The 20,064-nt window shown below is 63.1% G+C and carries 18 protein-coding genes; 16 read left to right on the top strand and 2 right to left on the bottom strand.

The genetic code is table 11. The annotated features are described in order from the left end of the window. Window positions 1-6 precede the first annotated feature (6 nt). The 16 genes from cueR (at window position 7) to AC2FNL_RS11320 (ending at window position 17,640) form a co-directional block, all read left to right on the top strand. On the top strand, window positions 7-393 hold the full coding sequence (gene cueR / locus AC2FNL_RS11395; protein WP_093963300.1) for a Cu(I)-responsive transcriptional regulator: 387 nt from the start codon (window positions 7-9) through the stop codon (window positions 391-393). A gap of 177 nt (window positions 394-570) precedes the next feature. Next, complete coding sequence (locus AC2FNL_RS11390; protein WP_093963299.1) at window positions 571-1,236, top strand: Crp/Fnr family transcriptional regulator; 666 nt, start codon at window positions 571-573, stop codon at window positions 1,234-1,236. Between the two features lie 96 nt (window positions 1,237-1,332). Further along, the gene (locus AC2FNL_RS11385; RefSeq protein ID WP_093963749.1) at window positions 1,333-1,548 is read left to right on the top strand and encodes a YgaP family membrane protein; all 216 of its coding nucleotides are present in this window, start codon (window positions 1,333-1,335) and stop codon (window positions 1,546-1,548) included. A 1-nt stretch (window position 1,549) separates the two neighbouring features. Next, the gene (locus AC2FNL_RS11380) at window positions 1,550-1,981 is read left to right on the top strand and encodes a YeeE/YedE family protein (protein ID WP_093963298.1); all 432 of its coding nucleotides are present in this window, start codon (window positions 1,550-1,552) and stop codon (window positions 1,979-1,981) included. Window positions 1,982-1,985: 4 nt separating this feature from the next. Continuing rightward, entirely contained in the window at window positions 1,986-2,423 is a 438-nt protein-coding gene (locus AC2FNL_RS11375; protein WP_093963297.1) for a DUF6691 family protein, read from the top strand. Between the two features lie 85 nt (window positions 2,424-2,508). Further along, window positions 2,509-3,393 (top strand): MBL fold metallo-hydrolase, encoded by an 885-nt coding sequence (locus AC2FNL_RS11370; protein ID WP_170341794.1) that lies wholly within the window; start codon window positions 2,509-2,511, stop codon window positions 3,391-3,393. 15 nt (window positions 3,394-3,408) lie between these two features. Further along, on the top strand, window positions 3,409-5,091 hold the full coding sequence (locus AC2FNL_RS11365) for a bifunctional protein tyrosine phosphatase family protein/NAD(P)/FAD-dependent oxidoreductase (protein WP_496833673.1): 1,683 nt from the start codon (window positions 3,409-3,411) through the stop codon (window positions 5,089-5,091). Between the two features lie 65 nt (window positions 5,092-5,156). Further along, window positions 5,157-6,893, top strand: coding sequence for a SulP family inorganic anion transporter (locus tag AC2FNL_RS11360; protein WP_496833783.1), 1,737 nt, complete (start codon window positions 5,157-5,159; stop codon window positions 6,891-6,893). 87 nt (window positions 6,894-6,980) lie between these two features. Then, complete coding sequence (locus AC2FNL_RS11355) at window positions 6,981-10,541, top strand: AAA family ATPase (protein ID WP_496833671.1); 3,561 nt, start codon at window positions 6,981-6,983, stop codon at window positions 10,539-10,541. 30 nt (window positions 10,542-10,571) lie between these two features. Next, window positions 10,572-10,829: a DUF4242 domain-containing protein gene (locus AC2FNL_RS11350; RefSeq protein WP_093963294.1), complete on the top strand. Its 258-nt coding sequence runs from the start codon at window positions 10,572-10,574 to the stop codon at window positions 10,827-10,829. A 105-nt stretch (window positions 10,830-10,934) separates the two neighbouring features. After that, window positions 10,935-12,350, top strand: a complete 1,416-nt coding sequence (locus AC2FNL_RS11345; protein ID WP_496833669.1) for an FAD-binding oxidoreductase — start codon at window positions 10,935-10,937, stop codon at window positions 12,348-12,350. Between the two features lie 105 nt (window positions 12,351-12,455). Further along, complete coding sequence (locus AC2FNL_RS11340; RefSeq protein ID WP_093963292.1) at window positions 12,456-13,271, top strand: ABC transporter substrate-binding protein; 816 nt, start codon at window positions 12,456-12,458, stop codon at window positions 13,269-13,271. Between the two features lies 1 nt (window position 13,272). Next, window positions 13,273-14,106, top strand: a complete 834-nt coding sequence (locus AC2FNL_RS11335; RefSeq protein ID WP_093963291.1) for an amino acid ABC transporter permease — start codon at window positions 13,273-13,275, stop codon at window positions 14,104-14,106. Next, window positions 14,106-14,837 (top strand): amino acid ABC transporter ATP-binding protein, encoded by a 732-nt coding sequence (locus AC2FNL_RS11330; RefSeq protein WP_093963290.1) that lies wholly within the window; start codon window positions 14,106-14,108, stop codon window positions 14,835-14,837. The genes AC2FNL_RS11335 and AC2FNL_RS11330 overlap by 1 nt, the downstream gene beginning before the upstream one ends. A gap of 98 nt (window positions 14,838-14,935) precedes the next feature. Further along, window positions 14,936-16,780 carry an amidohydrolase gene (locus AC2FNL_RS11325; RefSeq protein WP_496833667.1) on the top strand — a complete coding sequence of 615 codons (1,845 nt, stop codon included), beginning with the start codon at window positions 14,936-14,938 and terminating at the stop codon, window positions 16,778-16,780. A 41-nt stretch (window positions 16,781-16,821) separates the two neighbouring features. Continuing rightward, on the top strand, window positions 16,822-17,640 hold the full coding sequence (locus AC2FNL_RS11320) for a M90 family metallopeptidase (protein ID WP_496833666.1): 819 nt from the start codon (window positions 16,822-16,824) through the stop codon (window positions 17,638-17,640). Window positions 17,641-17,647: 7 nt separating this feature from the next. Here AC2FNL_RS11320 and nadC read toward each other — a convergent pair whose 3' ends face one another. Further along, window positions 17,648-18,496 carry a carboxylating nicotinate-nucleotide diphosphorylase gene (nadC, locus tag AC2FNL_RS11315; RefSeq protein ID WP_496833665.1) on the bottom strand — a complete coding sequence of 283 codons (849 nt, stop codon included), beginning with the start codon at window positions 18,494-18,496 and terminating at the stop codon, window positions 17,648-17,650. Beyond that, window positions 18,469-20,061, bottom strand: coding sequence for an L-aspartate oxidase (locus AC2FNL_RS11310; protein ID WP_496833664.1), 1,593 nt, complete (start codon window positions 20,059-20,061; stop codon window positions 18,469-18,471). Before AC2FNL_RS11310 ends, nadC begins: the two co-directional genes overlap by 28 nt. Window positions 20,062-20,064: the final 3 nt, after the last annotated feature.

The following is a 20,064-nucleotide window of genomic DNA, read 5'->3' as shown; positions in this document are numbered from 1 at the left end:
GCCGCCATGAACATCGGGGACGTCGCCGAACGCTCGGGTTTGCCGGCCAAGACCATCCGGTATTATGAAGATATCGGTTTCATCAAACCCAGACGCTCGACCAATGGATACCGCCATTTCGACGAGAAAGAGCTGCACAAGCTCGCGTTCATCGGGCGCGCGCGGTCGCTGGGGTTCACCATCGAAGACTGCCGCTCGCTGCTGGCACTGTATGAGGACAAGCACCGCGCCAGCGCGGACGTCAAACGGATCGCGAAACAGAACCTCGAAGAGATTGATGCCAAGATCGAAGGCCTGAAAGCCATGCGCGAAACACTGTCGCACCTGATCCAAGAATGCGCCGGAGATGACCGCCCGGATTGTCCGATCCTCAAGGATCTAGGTCGCGACTGATCGGATGGACCCGAGGCATATTCGGGCGCTTTCCCTTGATCGTGACCACGGTTCTGTCCTACGCCATGCGCCAGGTGCACAAGATGCACCGTTACGAGCGTGTCGTCCGGGCCGGACGAAAGACGGCAGAACCGTACTGATCTACGAGGGCTTTTGGTCACCCATGCAAGCAGCCACATGACGATCACTGACTGGACCCAGCGGTTCCACGGAACCAGCCACCTGCCCGAGGCGGTCCGCGCCCGGTTGCGCGCGGCTGCGCGGATCGTGAAATTTCCAAAAGGGGCCGAGGTGTTCGGGCCCGACAATGTACCGGACAGCCTCATGTTTCTGTACGAAGGCCGGATCCGCGTTTCACAAAGCTCGGATACAGGGCGCGAAATCGTCTTGTATCGGGTCGAAGCCGGCGAAAGCTGCGTGCTGACCACGGCATGCATGCTGGCCGAAGAGGCCTATAACGCCGAAGGCATTGCTGAAACAGATGTCACCGCGATAGTCCTGCCCAAGCCTGCCTTCGACCGCCTTGCCGCGGAAGAGGACGCTTTCCGCGATTTCGTGTTCCAAGCCTATTCCCGCCGTTTGATCGACCTTCTGCGTGTGGTCGATGACGTCGCCTTCGGCCGGATCGATGTCCGGCTGGCAGAACGTCTGCTTGCATTGGCCGATGGCGCGAACGAGGTGCAGGCGACACACCAACAACTGGCCAGCGAACTGGGAACCGCGCGTGAAGTTGTCTCGCGGGTGCTGCACGACTTCCAAAAACGCGAGTTGGTTTCGCAATCCCGGGGCAAGATTACGCTCACCGACACAACGGCTTTGCAGGCTTTGGCCCACAGCACCTGATTTATCGGGAATCTTTTCGGCTTTCGTGACATTGTCACTGAAGAGACGCTCCTGGCGTCATATATGCCATTCAGAAACCTGAATATGGAGGGCGATATGACCAACAACGTCGGAACGATCGACCGCACGCTGCGCGCAGCTCTTGGGTTGGTCCTGCTGTACCTGGCAATCTTCAGCGGGCTGGCCCTGTTCGCCGCACCAGTGTTCAAATATGGCGCTGTGATCGTCGGCATCATCATGCTGTTGACCGCGACCATGAAATTCTGCCCGGTGTACACGCTTTTGGGCATCAAAACCTGCAGGACCAGATAATATGGAAACCGTATTCACGCCATTTGCATCCTTTGGCGGCGGCCTGCTGATAGGCTTGGGCGCCGTGTTGTTGATGCTGGGCCTCGGCCGCATCATGGGTGCCACCGGGATCATGTCCGGCCTGGTCTTTCCTGACAGCGGGTCCGAGTTTTCCTGGCGTCTGGCGCTTGTTGCCGGAATGATCGTTGCGCCAGGTCTGATTTACGTGCTGACCGGCACCATGCCGGCCATCGACGTGCCGATCAGCCCGCTGATGATCGTTGTCGGCGGCGTCATCGTCGGTCTGGGCGCCAGCCTCGGCTCGGGGTGCACCTCGGGTCACGGAGTGTGCGGCCTGTCGCGGTTGTCGACCCGGTCCCTGGTTGCCGTTCCGACCTTCATGGCAACTGCCGCCATCACGGTTTTCGTAATCCGCCACGTGTTCGGAGGGTGAGGCAATGAAACTGTTCCATACGTTCCTGACCGGCCTCGTCTTCGGCACAGGCATCGCGATCTCGGGCATGATGAACCCGGCCAAGGTGCTGAATTTCTTCGATCTGGCCGGAACCTGGGACCCCAGCCTCGCCTTTGTAATGGGCGGTGCGCTGGTGGTGACATTCATCGGCTATCGCTTGGTATGGAGACGCGCCGCGCCGCTTTACGCGGACCGGTTCCAGATTCCGGGCGCTAAGCACATCGACATGAAGCTTGTCGGCGGCTCAGCCTTGTTTGGCGTGGGCTGGGGCATCGCAGGATTCTGCCCGGGCGCGGCAATTCCGGCCCTGGGCACCGGGCGGTGGGAGGTTCTGCTGTTTCTGGGCGCGGTCGCCGCCGGGCTGGCGTTGGCGCGCATTCTGCAAGGGCAACCATTGATTACACGTTCGGCCAAGGCCTGAGCGTCAGAGAGGAGGCACGATCATGACCGACCAAAAGGCAATCGACACCCACAACCAGAAAATGGCTGACGCAATCGCGACACCGATTTCCGCGTATCCGGTGGATCTGAGCGTCAAACCCAAGGTTCAGGGCTTCTACGACGAGGCCACGGCGACGATCAGCTATATCGTTTCGGACCCGACATCCAACGCTTGCGCGATCATCGACAGCGTGATGGACATCGACTATGCCGCTGGCCGGATCACATTCGAACATGCCGACCTGCTGATCGCCGAGATCGAAAAGCAGGGCCTGAAACTGGAGTGGATCATCGAGACCCACGCCCATGCCGACCACCTGTCGGCGGCGCCCTACATCCAGCAGAAGCTGGGCGGCAAGATCGGCATCGGCGAGAACATCAAGATCGTGCAGGAAGTGTTCGGCAAGATCTTCAACGAAGGCACCGAGTTCCAGCGCGACGGAAGCCAGTTCGATGCGCTGTTCACCGACGGCATGACCTACAAGATCGGCAACATGACTGCTTTCACCATGCACACGCCGGGCCATACGCCGGCCTGCATGGTGCATGTGATGGGCGATGCGGCCTTTGTGGGTGACACGCTGTTCATGCCCGATGGTGGTTCGGCCCGAGCCGACTTTCCGGGCGGAGATGCGGGAACGCTTTATGACTCGATCCAGAAGGTGCTGAGCCTACCGGACGAAACCCGCCTGTTCATGTGCCACGATTACGGCCCCAACGGCCGCGACATTCGCTGGGAAACCACGGTGGCGGAGGAAAAGGCGCACAACATCCATGTGGGCGGCGGCAAGTCGCGGGACGAGTTCATCAAGATGCGCACCGAGCGTGACGCGACGCTGGCGATGCCAACGCTGATCATCCCGTCGATCCAGGTCAATATTCGGGCGGGTGACATCCCGACCGACAAGGACGGCAACCAGATGCTCAAGGTTCCGGTCAACAAGATCTGACCTCAGGAGACAACAATGGAAATCCGGAAGATTTCGGGCGCACTCTCGGTGTCGCCACAGGTAACGCTTGCCGATATCCCGGCGATCAAGGCCGCGGGCTTCCGCGCCATCATCTGCAATCGCCCCGACGGTGAAGGGTCCGACCAACCGACATTCGAGGAAATCGAGGCCGCTGCAGAAAAGCTGGGCATCGAAGCCCGGTACGTTCCCGTCCAGACCGGCCTGGTCCGGGACGAGGACGCGCAGGCCTTCGGTCAGGCCCTGACCGAACTGCCTGGTCCGATCCTGGCCTATTGCCGGACGGGAACGCGCTCGGCCACCCTGTGGTCGCTGCACGAGGCCGCGCAGGGGCGACCCCTGCCTGACATCCTGACCGCGACCAAGGCTGCCGGATATGACATGAGCGGCGTGGCCCGCCGCATCGCCAATGGCGGCAAGACGCCCACCGACACCGGCGACGCGTCCTTTGACGTCGTGATCGTGGGCGGCGGGGCAGGGGGCATCGCCACCGCCGCCAGCCTGCATGCGCGCAAATCCGACCTGTCGATCGCCATCATCGACCCGTCGGACGTGCACTATTATCAACCCGGCTGGACCCTGGTGGGCGGCGGCGTGTTCACGCCGGAACAGACAGCCAAGACCATGGGCGCGCTGATCCCGCGCGGGGTCAAATGGATCAAGACCGCCGTGGCGGCGTTCGAGCCACAGAACAACGCCGTCATTCTGGATGGTTGCCGAGTGGTCAAATACGACCGTCTGGTGGTGACTCCGGGGCTCAAGCTGGACTGGGGTGCGGTCGAAGGGCTCGAGGAAACTCTGGGCCGCAACGGCGTGACCTCGAACTATCGCTATGACCTGGCGCCCTATACCTGGCAGTTGGTCGAAAGCCTGAAAGCGGGTCGGGCGCTGTTCACCCAACCGCCGATGCCGATCAAATGCGCGGGCGCGCCGCAGAAGGCGATGTATCTGTCGGGCGATACGTGGGTCCGGCGCGGGGTTCTGAAGGATATCGACATCCAGTTCATGAACGCGGGCGGGGTGCTGTTCGGGGTCAAGGACTATGTCCCGGCGCTGATGGACTACGTCAAGAGATACGACGCCACGCTGAATTTCTTCCACAATCTGGTGGCGGTGGACGGATCGGCGAAGACCGCCACGTTCAAGGTGGCCAAGCCCGACGAGCAGCCCGAACAGGTGACGGTCGAGTTTGACATGATGCATGTCTGCCCGCCGCAGGTGGCGCCGGACTTCATCCGGGTCTCGCCGCTGGCGGATGCGGCGGGTTGGGTCGATGTGGATCAAACGACGCTGCGCCACAAGAGCTATGACAACATCTGGTCGCTGGGCGACGTGATGAACGCGCCGAACGCGAAAACCGCGGCGGCGGCGCGCAAGCAGGCGCCAGTGGTGGCCGACAACATCGTGGCCGATATCCAAGGCCGCGGCCCGGTGGCGGCCTATGACGGCTATGGCTCGTGCCCGTTGACGGTGGAGCGCGGCAAGATCGTGCTGGCCGAGTTCGGCTATGGCGGCGTCCTGAAGCCCAGCTTTCCGAAGTTCCTGATCGACGGGACCAAGCCCAGCCGCGCGGCCTGGTTTCTCAAGGAAAAGCTGCTACCGCCGGTCTATTGGTCCGCGATGCTGAAGGGCAAGGAATGGATGGCCAAGCCCGAGCCGCTGAAGGTGGCGGCCGAATAGGTCGCTAGGGCTTCTTGCCCTGCGCCATCCAACACCCGCCCTGCGCCCTCTTGAACGTGGAACCGATGCACAACCTGTTGCGATACTTGCCAATTCTTGACTGGGGCCGCCGGTACGACCGGACGGCGCTGTCCAATGACATGATCGCGGCGGTGATCGTGACGATCATGCTGATCCCGCAATCGCTGGCCTATGCGCTGCTGGCGGGGCTGCCGCCCGAGGCGGGGATCTATGCCTCGATCGTGCCGATCATCCTCTATGCGATCTTCGGCACCAGCCGGGCGCTGGCGGTGGGTCCGGTGGCGGTGGTGTCGCTGTTGACGGCAAGTGCGGTGGGGCAGGTGGCCGAGCAGGGCACCGCAGGCTATGCGGTGGCGGCGCTGACGCTGGCCTTTCTGTCGGGCGGGTTCCTGGTGTTGCTGGGCGTGTTGCGACTGGGCTTTCTGGCCAACTTTCTGTCTCATCCGGTGATCGCGGGCTTCATCACCGCCTCGGGCATCTTGATCGCCACCAGCCAGCTGAAACATATCCTAGGGGTCAGCGCGCATGGGCATACTTTGCCCGAGATGCTGGGCTCGATCCTTGCGCATCTGGACCAGACCAGCGGGATTACCGTGGTGATCGGCGCACTGGCCACGGCGTTCCTTTTCTGGGTGCGCAAGAACCTCAAACCCGCGCTGCGGCGCATGGGCGTACCGCCGCTGCTTGCGGATGTGCTGACCAAGGCCGGGCCGGTGGCGGCGGTGGTGGTCACGACCGTGTGGGTCTGGGCCTTCGGGCTGGACGCGCGCGGCGTCCAGATCGTGGGCGAGGTGCCCCAGAGCCTGCCGCCACTGACCCTTCCGGGGCTGTCCTCGGACCTGATCGGCGCGCTGCTGGTGCCGGCGATTCTGATCTCGATCATCGGCTTTGTCGAAAGCATCTCGGTCGCGCAGACGCTGGCGGCCAAAAAACGCCAGCGCGTCGACCCCGATCAGGAACTGATCGGCCTGGGCGCGGCCAATCTGGGCGCTGCGTTCACCGGGGGCTTTCCGGTCACCGGCGGGTTCTCGCGCTCGGTGGTGAACTTCGACGCGGGCGCCGAGACCCCGGCGGCTGGTGCCTTCACCGCCATTGGGCTGGCGATTGCCGCGCTTTTCCTGACCCCGCTGGTCTATTTCTTGCCCAAGGCGACGCTGGCCGCGACGATCATCGTGGCGGTGCTCAGCCTGGTGGATTTTTCAATCCTCAAAAAGACCTGGGGCTATTCACGGGCCGATTTCACCGCCGTAGCCGCCACAATCGTCCTGACCCTGATGGCCGGTGTCGAAGCGGGTGTTGCCAGCGGCGTGGCGATCTCGATCCTGCTGCATCTGTACAAGACCTCGCGCCCGCATGTGGCCGAACTGGGGCTGGTGCCGGGCACTCAGCACTTCCGCAACATCCTGCGCCACAAGGTCCAGACCGACCCCACGCTGGTCACGCTGCGGGTGGATGAAAGCCTATACTTCGTAAATGCCCGCTTCCTTGAGGATCTGATCCAATCGCGCGTGACCGAAGGCTGCGAGATCCGCAACGTGGTGCTGATGTTCTCGGCGGTGAACGAGGTCGACTTCTCGGCGCTCGAGAGCCTCGAGGCTATCAACCACCGCCTGCGCGACATGGGCGTCGGGCTGCACCTGAGCGAGGTCAAAGGCCCGGTCATGGACCGCCTGAAGCAGTCGCATTTCCTCGATGAATTGAATGGGCAGGTGTTCCTGTCGCAATATGACGCCTGGCAAAGACTGACCGCGCCTGACCGAATCACCTACGCAGCAGAATGAGTTCTGATTCTTACCCGCGTAATCATGATTATGTAAAGTTTACTCCTCACGCTTGATTGACGAATTGCAACCACGCATGATCCGTCAATGGGGTTCACGGTCAAAACATGGCTGAACGATCTGGGTCTGGGCCAATACGCAGAGACATTTGCGGAGAATGACGTTGATGCACGCGTATTGCCTCTGCTGACCAATGACGATCTCCGAGAGCTTGGAGTCAGCCTCGGGCACCGCAAGGTCATTCTGGCTGCCGCCCGCGTCCTGTCTGATGAACAAACGCCCGAGCAGCCAACATCTGACATCGCAGCAGCCGCAGCCGAAATACGGCCCGACACGGATGGGCAACCGTCGCGCGCTCCGGCCGAGCGGCGCCATCTGACGGTCTTTTTTGCCGATCTCGTCGGCTCGACCGAATTGACCAACCGGATCGACCCCGAAGACATGCGGATCCTGTTGCAGCGATACCAGGATTCCGTCGCAGGTGCCGTCAGCCGGTACGGAGGATATGTTGCAAAATACCTTGGCGACGGGCTGCTGGTCTTTTTCGGGTGGCCCCGCGCCTATGAGGATCACGCCATTCGGGCCGTCAAAGCTGGTCTCGAAGCCGTGCGAAGGGTCCGGCAGATGACGACGCCCGACGGAACCCCGCTCGCCGTGCGCATCGGCATCGCCAGCGGCGACGTGGTTGTCGGTGACGCGATCGGTGAAAACTCGTTCGAAGAAGGTGCCATGACCGGACCGGTGTTGAACTTGGCCGCCAGGTTGCAGGAAAAAGCCCCGGCAAACGCCGTCGTCATGCCCCGTGCAGACCTGACAGGGTCACTGGATGGCGTATTCGAGGTTTCATCCTTGGGCAGCGTGCCCCTGAAAGGCTTCGATGTCGCGCACGACCTGGTTCAGGTCGTGGCTGAGCGCAGCGCCGAAAGCCGGTTCCACGCTGTTCGCGGGGATGGTGCCCACGGATTCCTGATCGGCCGCAGTTTTGAAAAGGGCATCCTTCTGCAATCCTGGAAACACGCGCAGGACGGCAAAGGCGAAGTGGTCCTGCTGTCAGGTGAAGCGGGAATCGGCAAGTCGCGCCTGATCGAGGAGTTTCTGCAAGACGAAAGCGTGGTCCATCAGGCCGACATCATCAGACTGAACTGCTCACCCTACCTGACCAGCAGTCCGTTTCACCCGGTTGCCGAACGGATTTCGCAGGATGCGGGCGTCGACCCGGATTTTGACGACGACAGGGTGCAGGAGAGTGTTAACGACATGCTGGCCCAGCGTCAGGGGTTGGATCTGGACCTAGTTCTTCCTGCCTTCGCCGCCTTGGTCGCCCCGCGAAGCACCTTGGCCCAGCAGGTCTTGCAACTGTCGCCCCAGGAACAGCGAGACCTGACGATCCAAGCGCTGATCACCACGGTAAAGGCCCGGGCCGTCCAACGTCCAGTCATCCTGTTTGTCGAGGACGCCCATTGGATCGACGCCTCGACCCACGCGCTGCTGGACCGTTTCAAAGCGTTGTGCGTCGACCTTCCCCTTCTGATCGTGATCACGCATCGCCCCGGCTGGGAAATGCAGAAGACCGAAGGGGACAGCCATGTCCAAACCCTGCATCTGGGGCGGCTTGATGCCGAGCAGGTCGCCCATCTGGTGCAACGTGTCTCGGGCCGCGATCCGGATCCGGAATTGGTCGACCTGATTGTCGACAAAACTGACGGCGTGCCGCTTTTTGTCGAGGAACTGACCCGCGCGATACACGAAACCGGCGGGGTCGGTGTGAACGTCCCCTCGTCCCTCAGCGGAGCATTGATGGCCCGGTTGGACGCCGTATCGCCCGACGCCAAGCAAACGGCTCTTGCAGCGTCCGTTATCGGTCGCGAGTTCGAACCGGCTCTGCTTGCCGCGTCGATGCCGGAAGCCCCGTCAGAGCTCGACACTTGTCTGGCTGAGCTGTGCCGCGCTGGTCTGGTCTTTGAAAGCGGGCACCACAAAGGGCATTATGTATTCCGCCATGCGTTGATCAGGGACACCGCCTATCAGTCCATGCTCAGCAGTACGCGCAAGACCCAACACGCCAATGTCGCCCACGCGCTGATGCAGTTGCGGTCGGCCGAGATTGAACGGCGCCCCGAGTTGGCCGCCCGGCACCTGACCGAGGCCGAAGACTGGGCTGCCGCCTATGACCGGTGGCGCGCTGCGACGGAAATGGCTCTGTCACGGTCGGCCAGCCAGGAAGCCCTGGCCAATGCGACGGAAACCCTGAAAGCCGCGCAAAAACTGGGCGACGAAAAAAGTCCTCAGACGATCGTTGGAAACCTGCTGCTTGGGCGCAGCTATGACAGCGCAGGCAGGTTGCCGGAAGGAATCGCCAAACTGAAGGAAGCTTCGGACGCGGCCCGGCACTCAGGCCGGACGGACCTTGCTGCCGACGCGGCACATCACTTCGCCGATTCATGCATGATGGCCGGTCAACGGCACGGCCAGGCGATCAGCCTTTGCCTTGAGGCATTAGACAACCTGCCGCCAACAGATGAGGTTCGGCGGTGTCGTCTGATGGCCCAGATCGCCCGCGCCTACATGTTCATCGGCGACTTTTCCGAGGGCGCCAAATATGGCCAGCTATGCATGGAACTGGCCGCCCGGCTGGGGGATCACAAATCCCAGTTCGCCGTCATGATGACCCGCTTCGGCGCTCCCTTCGTGGCGCGACAGGGCGAAGATCGGCGGAACTGGCGCAAGAACCTCGAATCCATGCACGAAGTTGCGGAAAAGCTTGGAAACATCGATCAGGGTCGCGACCGTACCCTCAGCCTGTTTGTCGGCGCCGAAATGGCGGACCGCCAGTTGGTCGACACCTCGTTGAAACTGCTGACCGAGATTTCGGACAAGGACAACCACCGACAGCTGTATTGGGTCCAGATCCACGCCCGTGCAATGGTGGCCATCCTGGATGGTGATTTCGAACGCGCCGAGACCTATGCAGGCGAAGCGGTCAAAATTGGGCGTCAGACACACGGCGCCCATGTCGAGGGCGTCTACGGCGTTCAGATGTTCACCATCCGGCGCGAGCAGGCCCGGTTGCATGAGGTGGCCCCTGTGATCAAACGGCTCATGTCCGACAGTCCCGGCGAAACCAGCTGGAAACCCGGATTCGGCCTGATAGCCGCCGAACTGGGGTTTCGCGAGCCCGCCGAGCGAATTCTCAATGAGATCGCGGACACCGGTTTTGACCTGCCTCAGGACGCGATGTACTCGACCACCCTGTCCTATCTGGCGGATATCTGCGTGGCAGTCGAGAACACGCACCATGCCCAAACGCTGATCGACAAGCTGCTGCCCTATAGGGACCTGACGATCACGGCCGGCGCGACAACAGTCTGCACGGGATCCGCGGCCCGGCGGCTGGGAGCTCTGTCCGCCGTGCTGGGTGATTGGGGCACCGCCGACGAGCTGTTCGAAACCGCGATCCAAGTGGACACAGCGATGGCCGCACCGCCGTGGATCGCCCACAGCCAAGCCGCGCGGGCTTGGGCCCTTCGCCGTCGCGGTCGCGCTCAGGATCTGCGCGCGGCCCTGTCGCTTGAGGCCGAAGCGTTGGCAACTGCCCGGGAATTGGGTATGGTTTCCCTTAGGTCAAAACTTGAAGGATCCGCGTCTTAGACTCCGAGCACATGCGCAGGGGGGTGCATAATGCCAAGGTACATCATCGAACGGAACTTCGCCGAACAGCTTGAGCTTGGCGACGATGACAAGGTAAAGATCAAGGAAATCAACGACGAAGAAGGGATCGAGTGGATTTTCTCGTTCCTGAGCGCGGACAAGCGAAAAACCTATTGCCTGTACGAGGCGCCGGACGCGGAAAGCCTGCGCAAGGCGGCCAAGCGTCTGAACATTCCGGCTGACGTCATCACACCAGTTGATCGGATCGATCCCGGCATCTTCGCCTGAAACGACCCAATTTGCATTGCGCGCCCTTCGCTCGAATGGGGCGCGCGACCCATTGCCCGAGGCAGCACCGCAGGAAACCTGTCCACCTGATCTGGAGGACTGATCATGTTTGACCTGATAACGCTGAACGGCAGCACCAAAACCGTGGACCAAGACGGGCTGGACGCTTTGGACGCGTCGCTGCGTGGATCCGTCTTTCTTCCCGGCAGCCCGGAATACGATGAAGCCCGGACGACCTGGAACAGCATCGTCGACCGCAAACCCGGCTTTGTGATACGGGCGTTCGGGGCCAGCGATGTGCAGAAGGCCGTCAATTTCGTGCGCGAGGCGGGGCTGATCATGTCCGTCCGCTCAGGCGGGCACCAGATTGCAGGGCATGCGGTGGCCGATGATGCGGTGATGCTGGACCTGTCGCAGATGAAATCGGTGCATGTCGACCCGAAGGCCCGCACCGCGCGTGTGGCGCCGGGCGCGGTACTGGGTGACGTGGACCGCGAAACGCAGGCGCACGGGTTGGTGGTTCCGACGGGCATCAACTCGACCACCGGGATCGCCGGGCTGACACTGGGTGGCGGCTTTGGCTGGACGACGCGCAAGTTCGGTATGACCATCGACAACCTGATCTCGGCCGAGGTGGTGCTGGCCGATGGTTCAATCGTGACCGCATCGGAAAACAGCCACCCGGACCTGTTCTGGGCCATTCGCGGCGGTGGCGGCAATTTCGGCGTGGTTACCTCGTTCGAGTTCCGCCTGCATCCGCTGGGGCCGCAGGTGCTGTCCGGCCTTGTGGTGCATCCGATCGAGCAGGGCCCCGCCCTGCTGCCCGAATACGCGCGGATCGCTGACACCGCCCCTGACGAGCTGACGGTCTGGACGGTGATGCGTAAGGCCCCTCCCCTGCCCTTCCTTCCCGAAGACTGGCACGGGCGCGAGGTGCTGATCTTTGCCGCCTGCTATGCAGGTCCCATCGAAAACGGCGAAGCCCCGATGGAGCCGCTGCGCGCCCTCGGAGACCCGATCGTGGACGTGATCTCGCCGCACGCTTTCGTCGACTGGCAGGCCGCTTTTGACCCGCTGCTGACCCCCGGCGCGCGGAACTATTGGAAAAGTCACGATTTTGATGCCCTGTCCACGGATGCAATCACAGGGCTTCTGGACAGTATCTCGACCCTTCCGGATCCGTCCTGCGAGGTGTTCATTGCCCATGTCGGCGGTGCGATGGCCCGGGTCGAGACTGCGGCTACAGCCTATCCCCAACGCTCGGCCCATTTCATCATGAACGTGCACACCCGTTGGGAAGATCCGGCCAAGGATGACACCTGCATCGCCTGGGCGCGTGCGCTCTATGACCGCATGACGCCGCATGCAACCGGCAGCGCTTATGTCAATTTCATGCCAGCGGACGAGGCCACCGCCCTGTCATCGGCCTATGGTGCGAACGCGGCCCAATTGTCCCGGATCAAAGGCCGGTACGATCCCGGCAACCTGTTCCGAGTGAACCACAACATTCCACCCGCGTGACGGCTTGAACTTCTTGCGGTGTCTGGCATAGACCGCGACCAACTGGACAGGGTCGGCGGGCAACACTACCGTGGGCCCGACATTCCCAACAGGAGACCCAGACTCATGTCCAAGATGCTTTCGATCGCGGCCGCAACCCTTGCGTTCACCGCAACTTCGGCCCTTGCGGACGGGCATTGCGCCGCGGGCAAGACCCTGACCGAGGGCAAGTTCACCGTGGCCACCGGAAACCCGGCCTATTACCCGTGGGTGATGGATGACGCGCCCGAATCCGGCCAGGGCTTTGAAGCCGCCGTCGCCTATGCCGTGGCCGAGGAGATGGGCTTTGCCGCGGATGACGTGGTCTGGGTCCGGTCGTCCTTTGACGAGGCGATCCAGCCCGGCGCCAAGAATTTCGACGTGAACATCCAGCAATACTCGATCACGCCCGAGCGCGATCAGGTCGTTGATTTCTCGGCCCCCTACTACACCGCGCCGATGGCCGTTCTGGTCAGCGCAAACGCCGTTGACACCCCGCCCACGCTCGAGGCGCTGAAGGGCCTGCAATGGGGCGCGGTCGGGTCGACCACCGCCGTGCCGAAACTGGCCAGCGTGATCCAGCCGGATGCCGATCCGCTGCTCTATGGCGACAATGCCGATGTGAACGCGGCCATGACTGCGAACCAGATCGATGCCGCGCTGTTCGACCTGCCCACCGCCCTTTTCCTGAGCGCGGTAATGATCGAAGGGTCCAAGGTCATCGGCCAGTTCCCTGCTGATCAAGGCGACAACCCCGATAAGTTCGGCATGTTGATGGAGGAAGGCAACCCGCTGAAATCCTGCGTGGATGCGGCCATCGCCGCGCTGACCGAAAGCGGCAAGCTGGCCGAGATCGAAGCCAAATGGCTGCAGGACACAACGGGCGTTCCGCTGATCAAGTGACATGACACGAAACAGAACGGCGGGCCCGACCCGCCGCGAACTTTTTGAGGCGCAGCAGCGGTGGCGGTCGATCCGGATCGCCGCGACCAGCACCGTTCTGGTCGTCGTGGCGCTTATCGTGCTGGTGCCGCTGGCGCCGGGCTGGGCCAAGGTCCAGCAGAGCTTTTTCAACGGCGAGGTGCTGGTCAAGTCCTTCCCGAAGCTACTTGAAGCCTTCAAGATCAACGTGATGATCTTTGCCTGGTCGGCGCCCGCGATCGCGGTGCTGGGGCTGCTGATCGCGCTGGCCCGCGACACCAAATCACCCGCGCTGTTCCCGTTGCGCATCTTCGGCGCGGCCTTCACCGACATCTTCCGTGGCGTGCCTGTGATCCTGACCGTCTATCTGATCGGTTTCGGCATTCCCGGGCTGGGCCTGACCCGGCCATGGAACTCGCCCTATATCTGGGGGTCGCTGGCGCTGATCCTGACCTATTCGGCCTATGTGGCCGAGATTTTCCGCTCGGGCATCGACAGCGTGCATCACAGCCAGCGCGCCGCCGCCCTGTCGCTGGGCCTGACCGAAGGACAGGTGATGCGCGACGTGGTGCTGCCGCAGGCCGTCCGCAACGTCGTGCCCTCGCAGATGAACATGCTGATCGCGCTGCAAAAGGACGTGTCGCTGCTCAGCTTCATCGGCCCGGTCGAGATCTTCCGGCAGGCCGGCGTGTTCAAATCGCTGCTGGCCAATTTCACGCCCTATGTGGGCGCGGCGATCATCTTCCTGATCGTGACCATCCCGGCGACGCGCTATGCCGACCACCTGATGGCCCGGCAGATGCGGGAGCGGCGCTGATGGCGAAACTGAACCTGCAGAACGTCGTCAAACGCTTTGGCGACCGCACCGTCTGCGACGGCATCGACCTAACCGTGGACGAGGGGCAGATGGTCTGCCTGATCGGCGCTTCAGGGGCGGGAAAATCCACCGTTCTGCGCTGCATCAACCTGCTTGAGCCGATTGAGGATGGTGAGATCCTGCTGGACGGGGTTGACATTTCGGTGCCGGGTCTGGATCCGCAATCGGTGCGCGCGCGCATCGGTATCGTGTTCCAGAGCTTCAACCTGTTTCCGCACATGACAGCGCTGGACAACGTGATGCTGGCGCCGCGCCGCGTGCGCGGACGCACGCGCGCCGAACTGCTGCCCCAGATCGAAGAGATGTTCGAACGCTTCGGGCTGGCCGACCGGATGCACAATTATCCTGACCAGCTGTCAGGCGGACAGCAGCAGCGCGTCGCCATCGTGCGGGCATTGGCCATGCAGCCCGAGGTGATGCTGTTCGACGAGATCACCTCGGCCCTGGACCCGCAACTGGTGGGCGAGGTTCTGGACGTGCTGCTGATGCTCAAACAGCAGGGCATGACGATGGTGATGGCCACCCACGAGATGGGCTTTGCCCGGCAGGCCGCAGACAAGGTGTGTTTCCTGCAGAACGGCCGCATCGTCGAGGAAGGCCCGCCCGAGCAGCTGTTCGACCACCCGCAGCAAGACGCCACACGGCAATTCCTCGCGCGCGCGCTCAAGTAAACGCCGGCGCGCCGGTTCGACAACTGAATATTGCACGGGCCAGACGCGGACTTCGTGCTAGACTCCATCGCATTGCCATATGCTGCTGGAGGTTCGGAATGCGTCTTTCATCCCTGTCTGCCGTGAGCGTTGCAGCGGGTCTGACCCTCGGCAACATGGCTTTGGCCCAACAGGTCGCGGACACGATCTATACCGGCGGTCCGATTCTGACGATCACTGACGCTCAGCCCACGGTACAGGCGGTCGCGGTCAAGGATGGGCGGATCATCGCAATAGGTGAACTGGCCGAGATGCGCAGTCATCAGGGCGAAGAAACGACGATCTTTGATCTGGACGGGCGCGCAATGCTGCCCGGTTTTGTCGACAGCCACGGCCACGTCGTCATGGGCGGTTTGCAAGCCTTGTCGGCGAACCTGCTGGCCCCACCGGATGGCAAGGTCACCGACATTGCCAGCCTGCAGGCGGCGTTGTCCGCGTGGGCCGAGGCCAATAGCGACACGGTCGAAGCGATGGGGGTGATCATCGGCTTTGGCTATGACAACGCGCAACTGGCCGAGCTGCGCCACCCCACCCGTTCCGAACTGGACGCGGTCTCGCGCGACGTTCCGATCATGATCATCCACCAATCGGGGCATCTGGGGGTGGGCAATTCCAAAGCGCTCGAATTGGCCGGGATCACCGCAGAAACCGAGAACCCGCCAGGAGGTGTGATCCGAAAGGACGAGGCCGGCGAGCCGAACGGTGTGCTGGAGGAATACGCATTCTTCGGCGCCTTGGTGCCTCTGCTTGGCAATGTCGGCGAAGACGGGCTGCAGACTTTCGCGCGCGCCGGCAGCCGGATGTGGGCGCGCTTTGGCTACACCACCGCGCAAGAGGGGCGCTCCTCGGGCGCGGTGGTTCAGGCCCTGCGCCGGGTGGCCGCAGACGGCGACCTTCCGATCGACGTCGTGGCCTTTCCCGACATTCTGGAATCGCGCGATTTCATCGCGTCGGACGCCTCGCGCACCTATGCCGACCGGGTGCGAGTCGGCGGGTGCAAGCTGACAATCGACGGCTCGCCGCAAGGATTTACCGCGCTGCGGGATCGGCCCTACTACGATCCGGTCGGGGATTACCCGCCCGGCTATGCCGGATACGCCGCCATCACGCGCGAGCAGTTGCAGGATGCGGTGAACTGGTGTTTCGAGAACGGTCACCAGATCCTGACCCACTCCAATGGCGAGGGCGCCACGGACATGCTGATCGCTGCCATCGACGAGGCCCGGCTGACCTATGGCGATCCGGGCAATCGGCCGGTTCTGGTGCATGGTCAGTTCCTGCGCGAGGATCAGGTGGCCAGCCTCAAACGATTGGGCGTGTTCCCATCACTGTTTCCGATGCACACCTTCTATTGGGGCGACTGGCACCGCGACCACACGGTCGGGCCGGTCAATGCCGACAACATCTCGCCCACCGGCTGGGTGACGGAACGCGGCATGATGTTCGGTACGCATCACGACGCGCCCGTGGCGTTTCCCGACAGCATGCGGGTTCTGGCCGCAACGGTCACCCGGCGCACCCGGTCGGGCGACATCCTAGGCCCGCATCAACGGGTCGATGTGATGACGGCGCTCAAGGCCATGACGATCTGGCCGGCGTGGCAGCATTTCGAGGAAGATCAGAAGGGCTCGATCGAAGTGGGCAAACTGGCCGATTTCGTGATCCTTTCGGACGACCCAACCGCGGTCGACCCTGAAACGCTGGCCAAGCTACGGGTGCTGACCACCATCAAAGAGGATGCGGTGATCTTCGACGCCGATACGGCGGTCAAGGAGGGGCGACTAGACCGACGCCCCCTTGCCCCGGACCCGGTGACGGCACATCTGCTGCTGCATGCGCTGTATCAGAGCATGGATGTCGAACGGCCTTGGCTGGCGAGCTTCACGCAGCCCTCGACCGAATGAATCGGCTTTCCGAGGTGGGGCAATAGAGATACCGTCGCCACATGGTGCTTTTTCTGACCCTTGTTGCGGCAATCGCCGGTCTGGTGGCCTGGTTTTTCTGGTCGAAGTCCAGGGCCAAGGCCGAGCTGTTGCAAACACCGCTGAGCGATGAGGAGCTGCGGATCATCCTCGCGACGGTGCCGATCCTCGAGCGGTTGCCTGCCAAGTTGCGCGCCACTTTGGAAGGCAAGATCAACCTGTTCCTGAATCAGGTCGATTTCATCGGCTGCGACGGGCTGGAGGTCACGGACGAGATGCGTCTGTCGATCGCCGCACAAGCCTGCCTTCTGGTCGTCAACTCGGACCAATGGTACGACAATCTGACGACGGTCCTGATCTATCCCAATGCCTTCAAGTCCCGCCAACAGCGGCACAGCGGCTATGTCGTGACCGAACAGGAGATCATCCGTACCGGCGAAAGCTGGGATCGGGGGCCGGTGATCCTGTCCTGGGCGCACAGCCAACAGGGCGCGGCAAACGATCATGACGGGCACAACGTCGTGTTTCATGAATTCGCGCATCAGTTGGATGATCTGTCCGGCGGCACCAACGGTGTGCCAGTTCTGGCCAGAGATCAAAGCTATGCCGAGTGGGAACGTGTTTTTCTGGCCGCGTATGAGGCGCATCTGCACGCGGTCGAGACAGGCCGGCGCACGGTGATCGACCCCTATGGCGCCACCGGACACGAAGAGTTCTTTGCCGTCACGGTCGAGCTGTTCTTCGAACGCCCCGAGGCCCTCAGGGATACCGCGCCCGAATTCTACGTGCAGCTGTCCAAATACTTCCGGCTGGATCCAATCAAATGGCCGAAACCGTCATGATCTATGATCAGAAATCCAGACCCAGATCGATTGTCCGATAGGAATGGGTCAGCGCTCCGGACGAGATATAGTCGACTCCGGTCGCCGCGATCTCGGCCACCGTCCCCACGGTGACATTGCCTGACGCCTCGGTCACCAGACGTCCGTCCACCATCGCCACGGCCTCGGCCAGCATGTCGGGCGTCATGTTGTCCAGCAACACGACATCGGCGCCGCCGGTTTCCAGAACCTCGGCCAGCTGGTCCAGCCGGTCCACTTCGATCTCAACCTTGGTCATGTGCGACGCACGCGCCTTGACCGCCCTCAGCGCCGCGCGCACCCCGCCGGCTGCGGCGATGTGGTTGTCCTTGATCAGGATCGCATCCGACAGCGAATGGCGGTGATTGAACCCGCCGCCATGCAGTACGGCCAGTTTCTCGACGATCCGCAGGCCCGGCGTGGTCTTGCGGGTGCAGGTGATGCGCGCCGTGGTCCCGGCGGTCTGCGCGACCAGCTTGGCGGTCAGGGTCGCCACCCCGGTCAGACGACCGGCAAAGTTAAGCGCCACGCGTTCCCCCGACAGGATCGAAGCCGCGCTGCCGGTGATCTCCATCAGGGTCTGGCCCTTGGTGCAGCAGTCCCCGTCGGCCACAAGCGGCGTGATCTTCAACGTCGGGTCCACCAGCCGGAACGCCAGGGCCGCCACCTGCATGCCCGACACCACCGCATCCTCGCGCGCGTTCAGCCGCGCGGCATAGGTCACGTCCGCCGGGATTACGGTGCGGGTGGTGATGTCGCCGCAGGTGCCCAGATCCTCGGTCAGCGCGGCGCGGACCATCGGCTCGAGGATCAGGTCGGGGACATTGGCATAATGCATGTTGCGGTTTCCTTGATGATTTTCGACCGCAGCGCCACGGCCTCGTCCAGTGTCAGATCAGACCGTCGCCCCGGCCCTTCGGCCGCATCCGCACAATCGGATCGGTAGTGCGCGCCGCGGCTTTCGGTGCGCATCAGCGCAGCCGCCGCGATCAGCGTGGCGGTTGCGGTCATGTTACGGAATAGGTGCGACTGGCCGTGCAGCGACTCCAACACGGCAATCCGGCCCAAGGCGCGGCGCAGCCCGTCCGCGTCGCGCACCACGCCCACGCAATCGGTCATGATCTGTCGCAGATCGGCCACTGCCTGCGGGTCGGGCTCGGCACCGCTCGATGGCAGGCGCAGCCGCAACTCGGGTGCGTCGGCCAACGTCAGGGTGCCGGCAATGTCACGGGCGCAGGCGCGGGCAAAGACCAACGCCTCGAGCAGACCGTTCGACGCCAGCCGGTTCGCCCCGTGCAACCCGGTCGAGGCCGCCTCGCCACAGGCCCAGAGCCCGGCCAGCGAACTGCAGCCGTTCAGGTCGGTTGCCACGCCGCCCATGTGGTAATGTGCCGCCGCCGCCACCGGGATCGGTTGGGTCACGGGGTCGACACCGTTGCGCAGGCAGGCCTCGGTCACCGCCGGAAACTGACTGCGGATCGCTGCGCCGATCGCCGCACGGGTATCCAGCGCGGGCCGGTTGCCGGCCTTGGTTTCCAGATAGACGGCGCGCGCCACGACATCACGTGGGGCCAGCTCGGCATCGGGGTGGATGCCTTGCATGAACCGTTCGCCGTGGCGGTTGATCAGTATTGCGCCCTCGCCACGCAAAGCCTCGGTAGCCAGAGGCATCGGGTCCTCGCCCACGTCGATCGCGGTGGGGTGAAACTGGATGAACTCGGCATCGGCGATCCGGGCCCCGGCCCGTGCGGCCATGCCGATCCCCTGCCCACGGATACGCGCCGGGTTGGTGGTGCGAGCATAGAGCCCCGCCGACCCGCCCGTGGCCAGTACATGCGCCGCCCCGCGCAGTAGCACCGGTTCGGCCCCCGGCGCATCGGTCGGCGCCAGATACACGCCCGAGACCTTGGCCCCGTCGCTTTCCAGCCCCACCGCCAGCGCCCCTTCGATCACCTGGACCGAAGCACGCCGCCTTAGCTCGGCGATCAGGGCGCGCATGATCTCGGCACCGGCTTGGTCGCCCTTGACGCGCACCACACGGGCCACCGAATGGGCCGCTTCCTGCGATTGGATGAACCCGCCATCGGCGTCCCGGTCGAACCCGGTGCCCAGATCGGACAGGTCCAGAATGTGATCCCGCGCCGCGCGGGTGACGAACTCGGCCACCTCCTGCAGGACGGACCCTGCACCGGCGCGCATCGTGTCGCGGGCATGGGCTTCTGGGCTGTCGGACGGGTCCATTGCCGCCGCCACCCCGCCCTGCGCCCAGGCCGAACTGGCACCAGAGCCCAGCGGCTCGGGCGAGATCATCACCACCGGCTGCGGGTCGAGCTTGAGCGCGGTATAGACCGCCGCCAGACCGCCGCCGATGATGACCACCCGAGGGGTCGAGACCGTCTGCATCGC

The organism is Ruegeria sp. CRTD044, assembly GCF_059613485.1.
The sequence above is the reverse complement of the archived record's forward strand: the minus strand, read 5'-3'. Positions and strand labels throughout refer to the sequence as shown.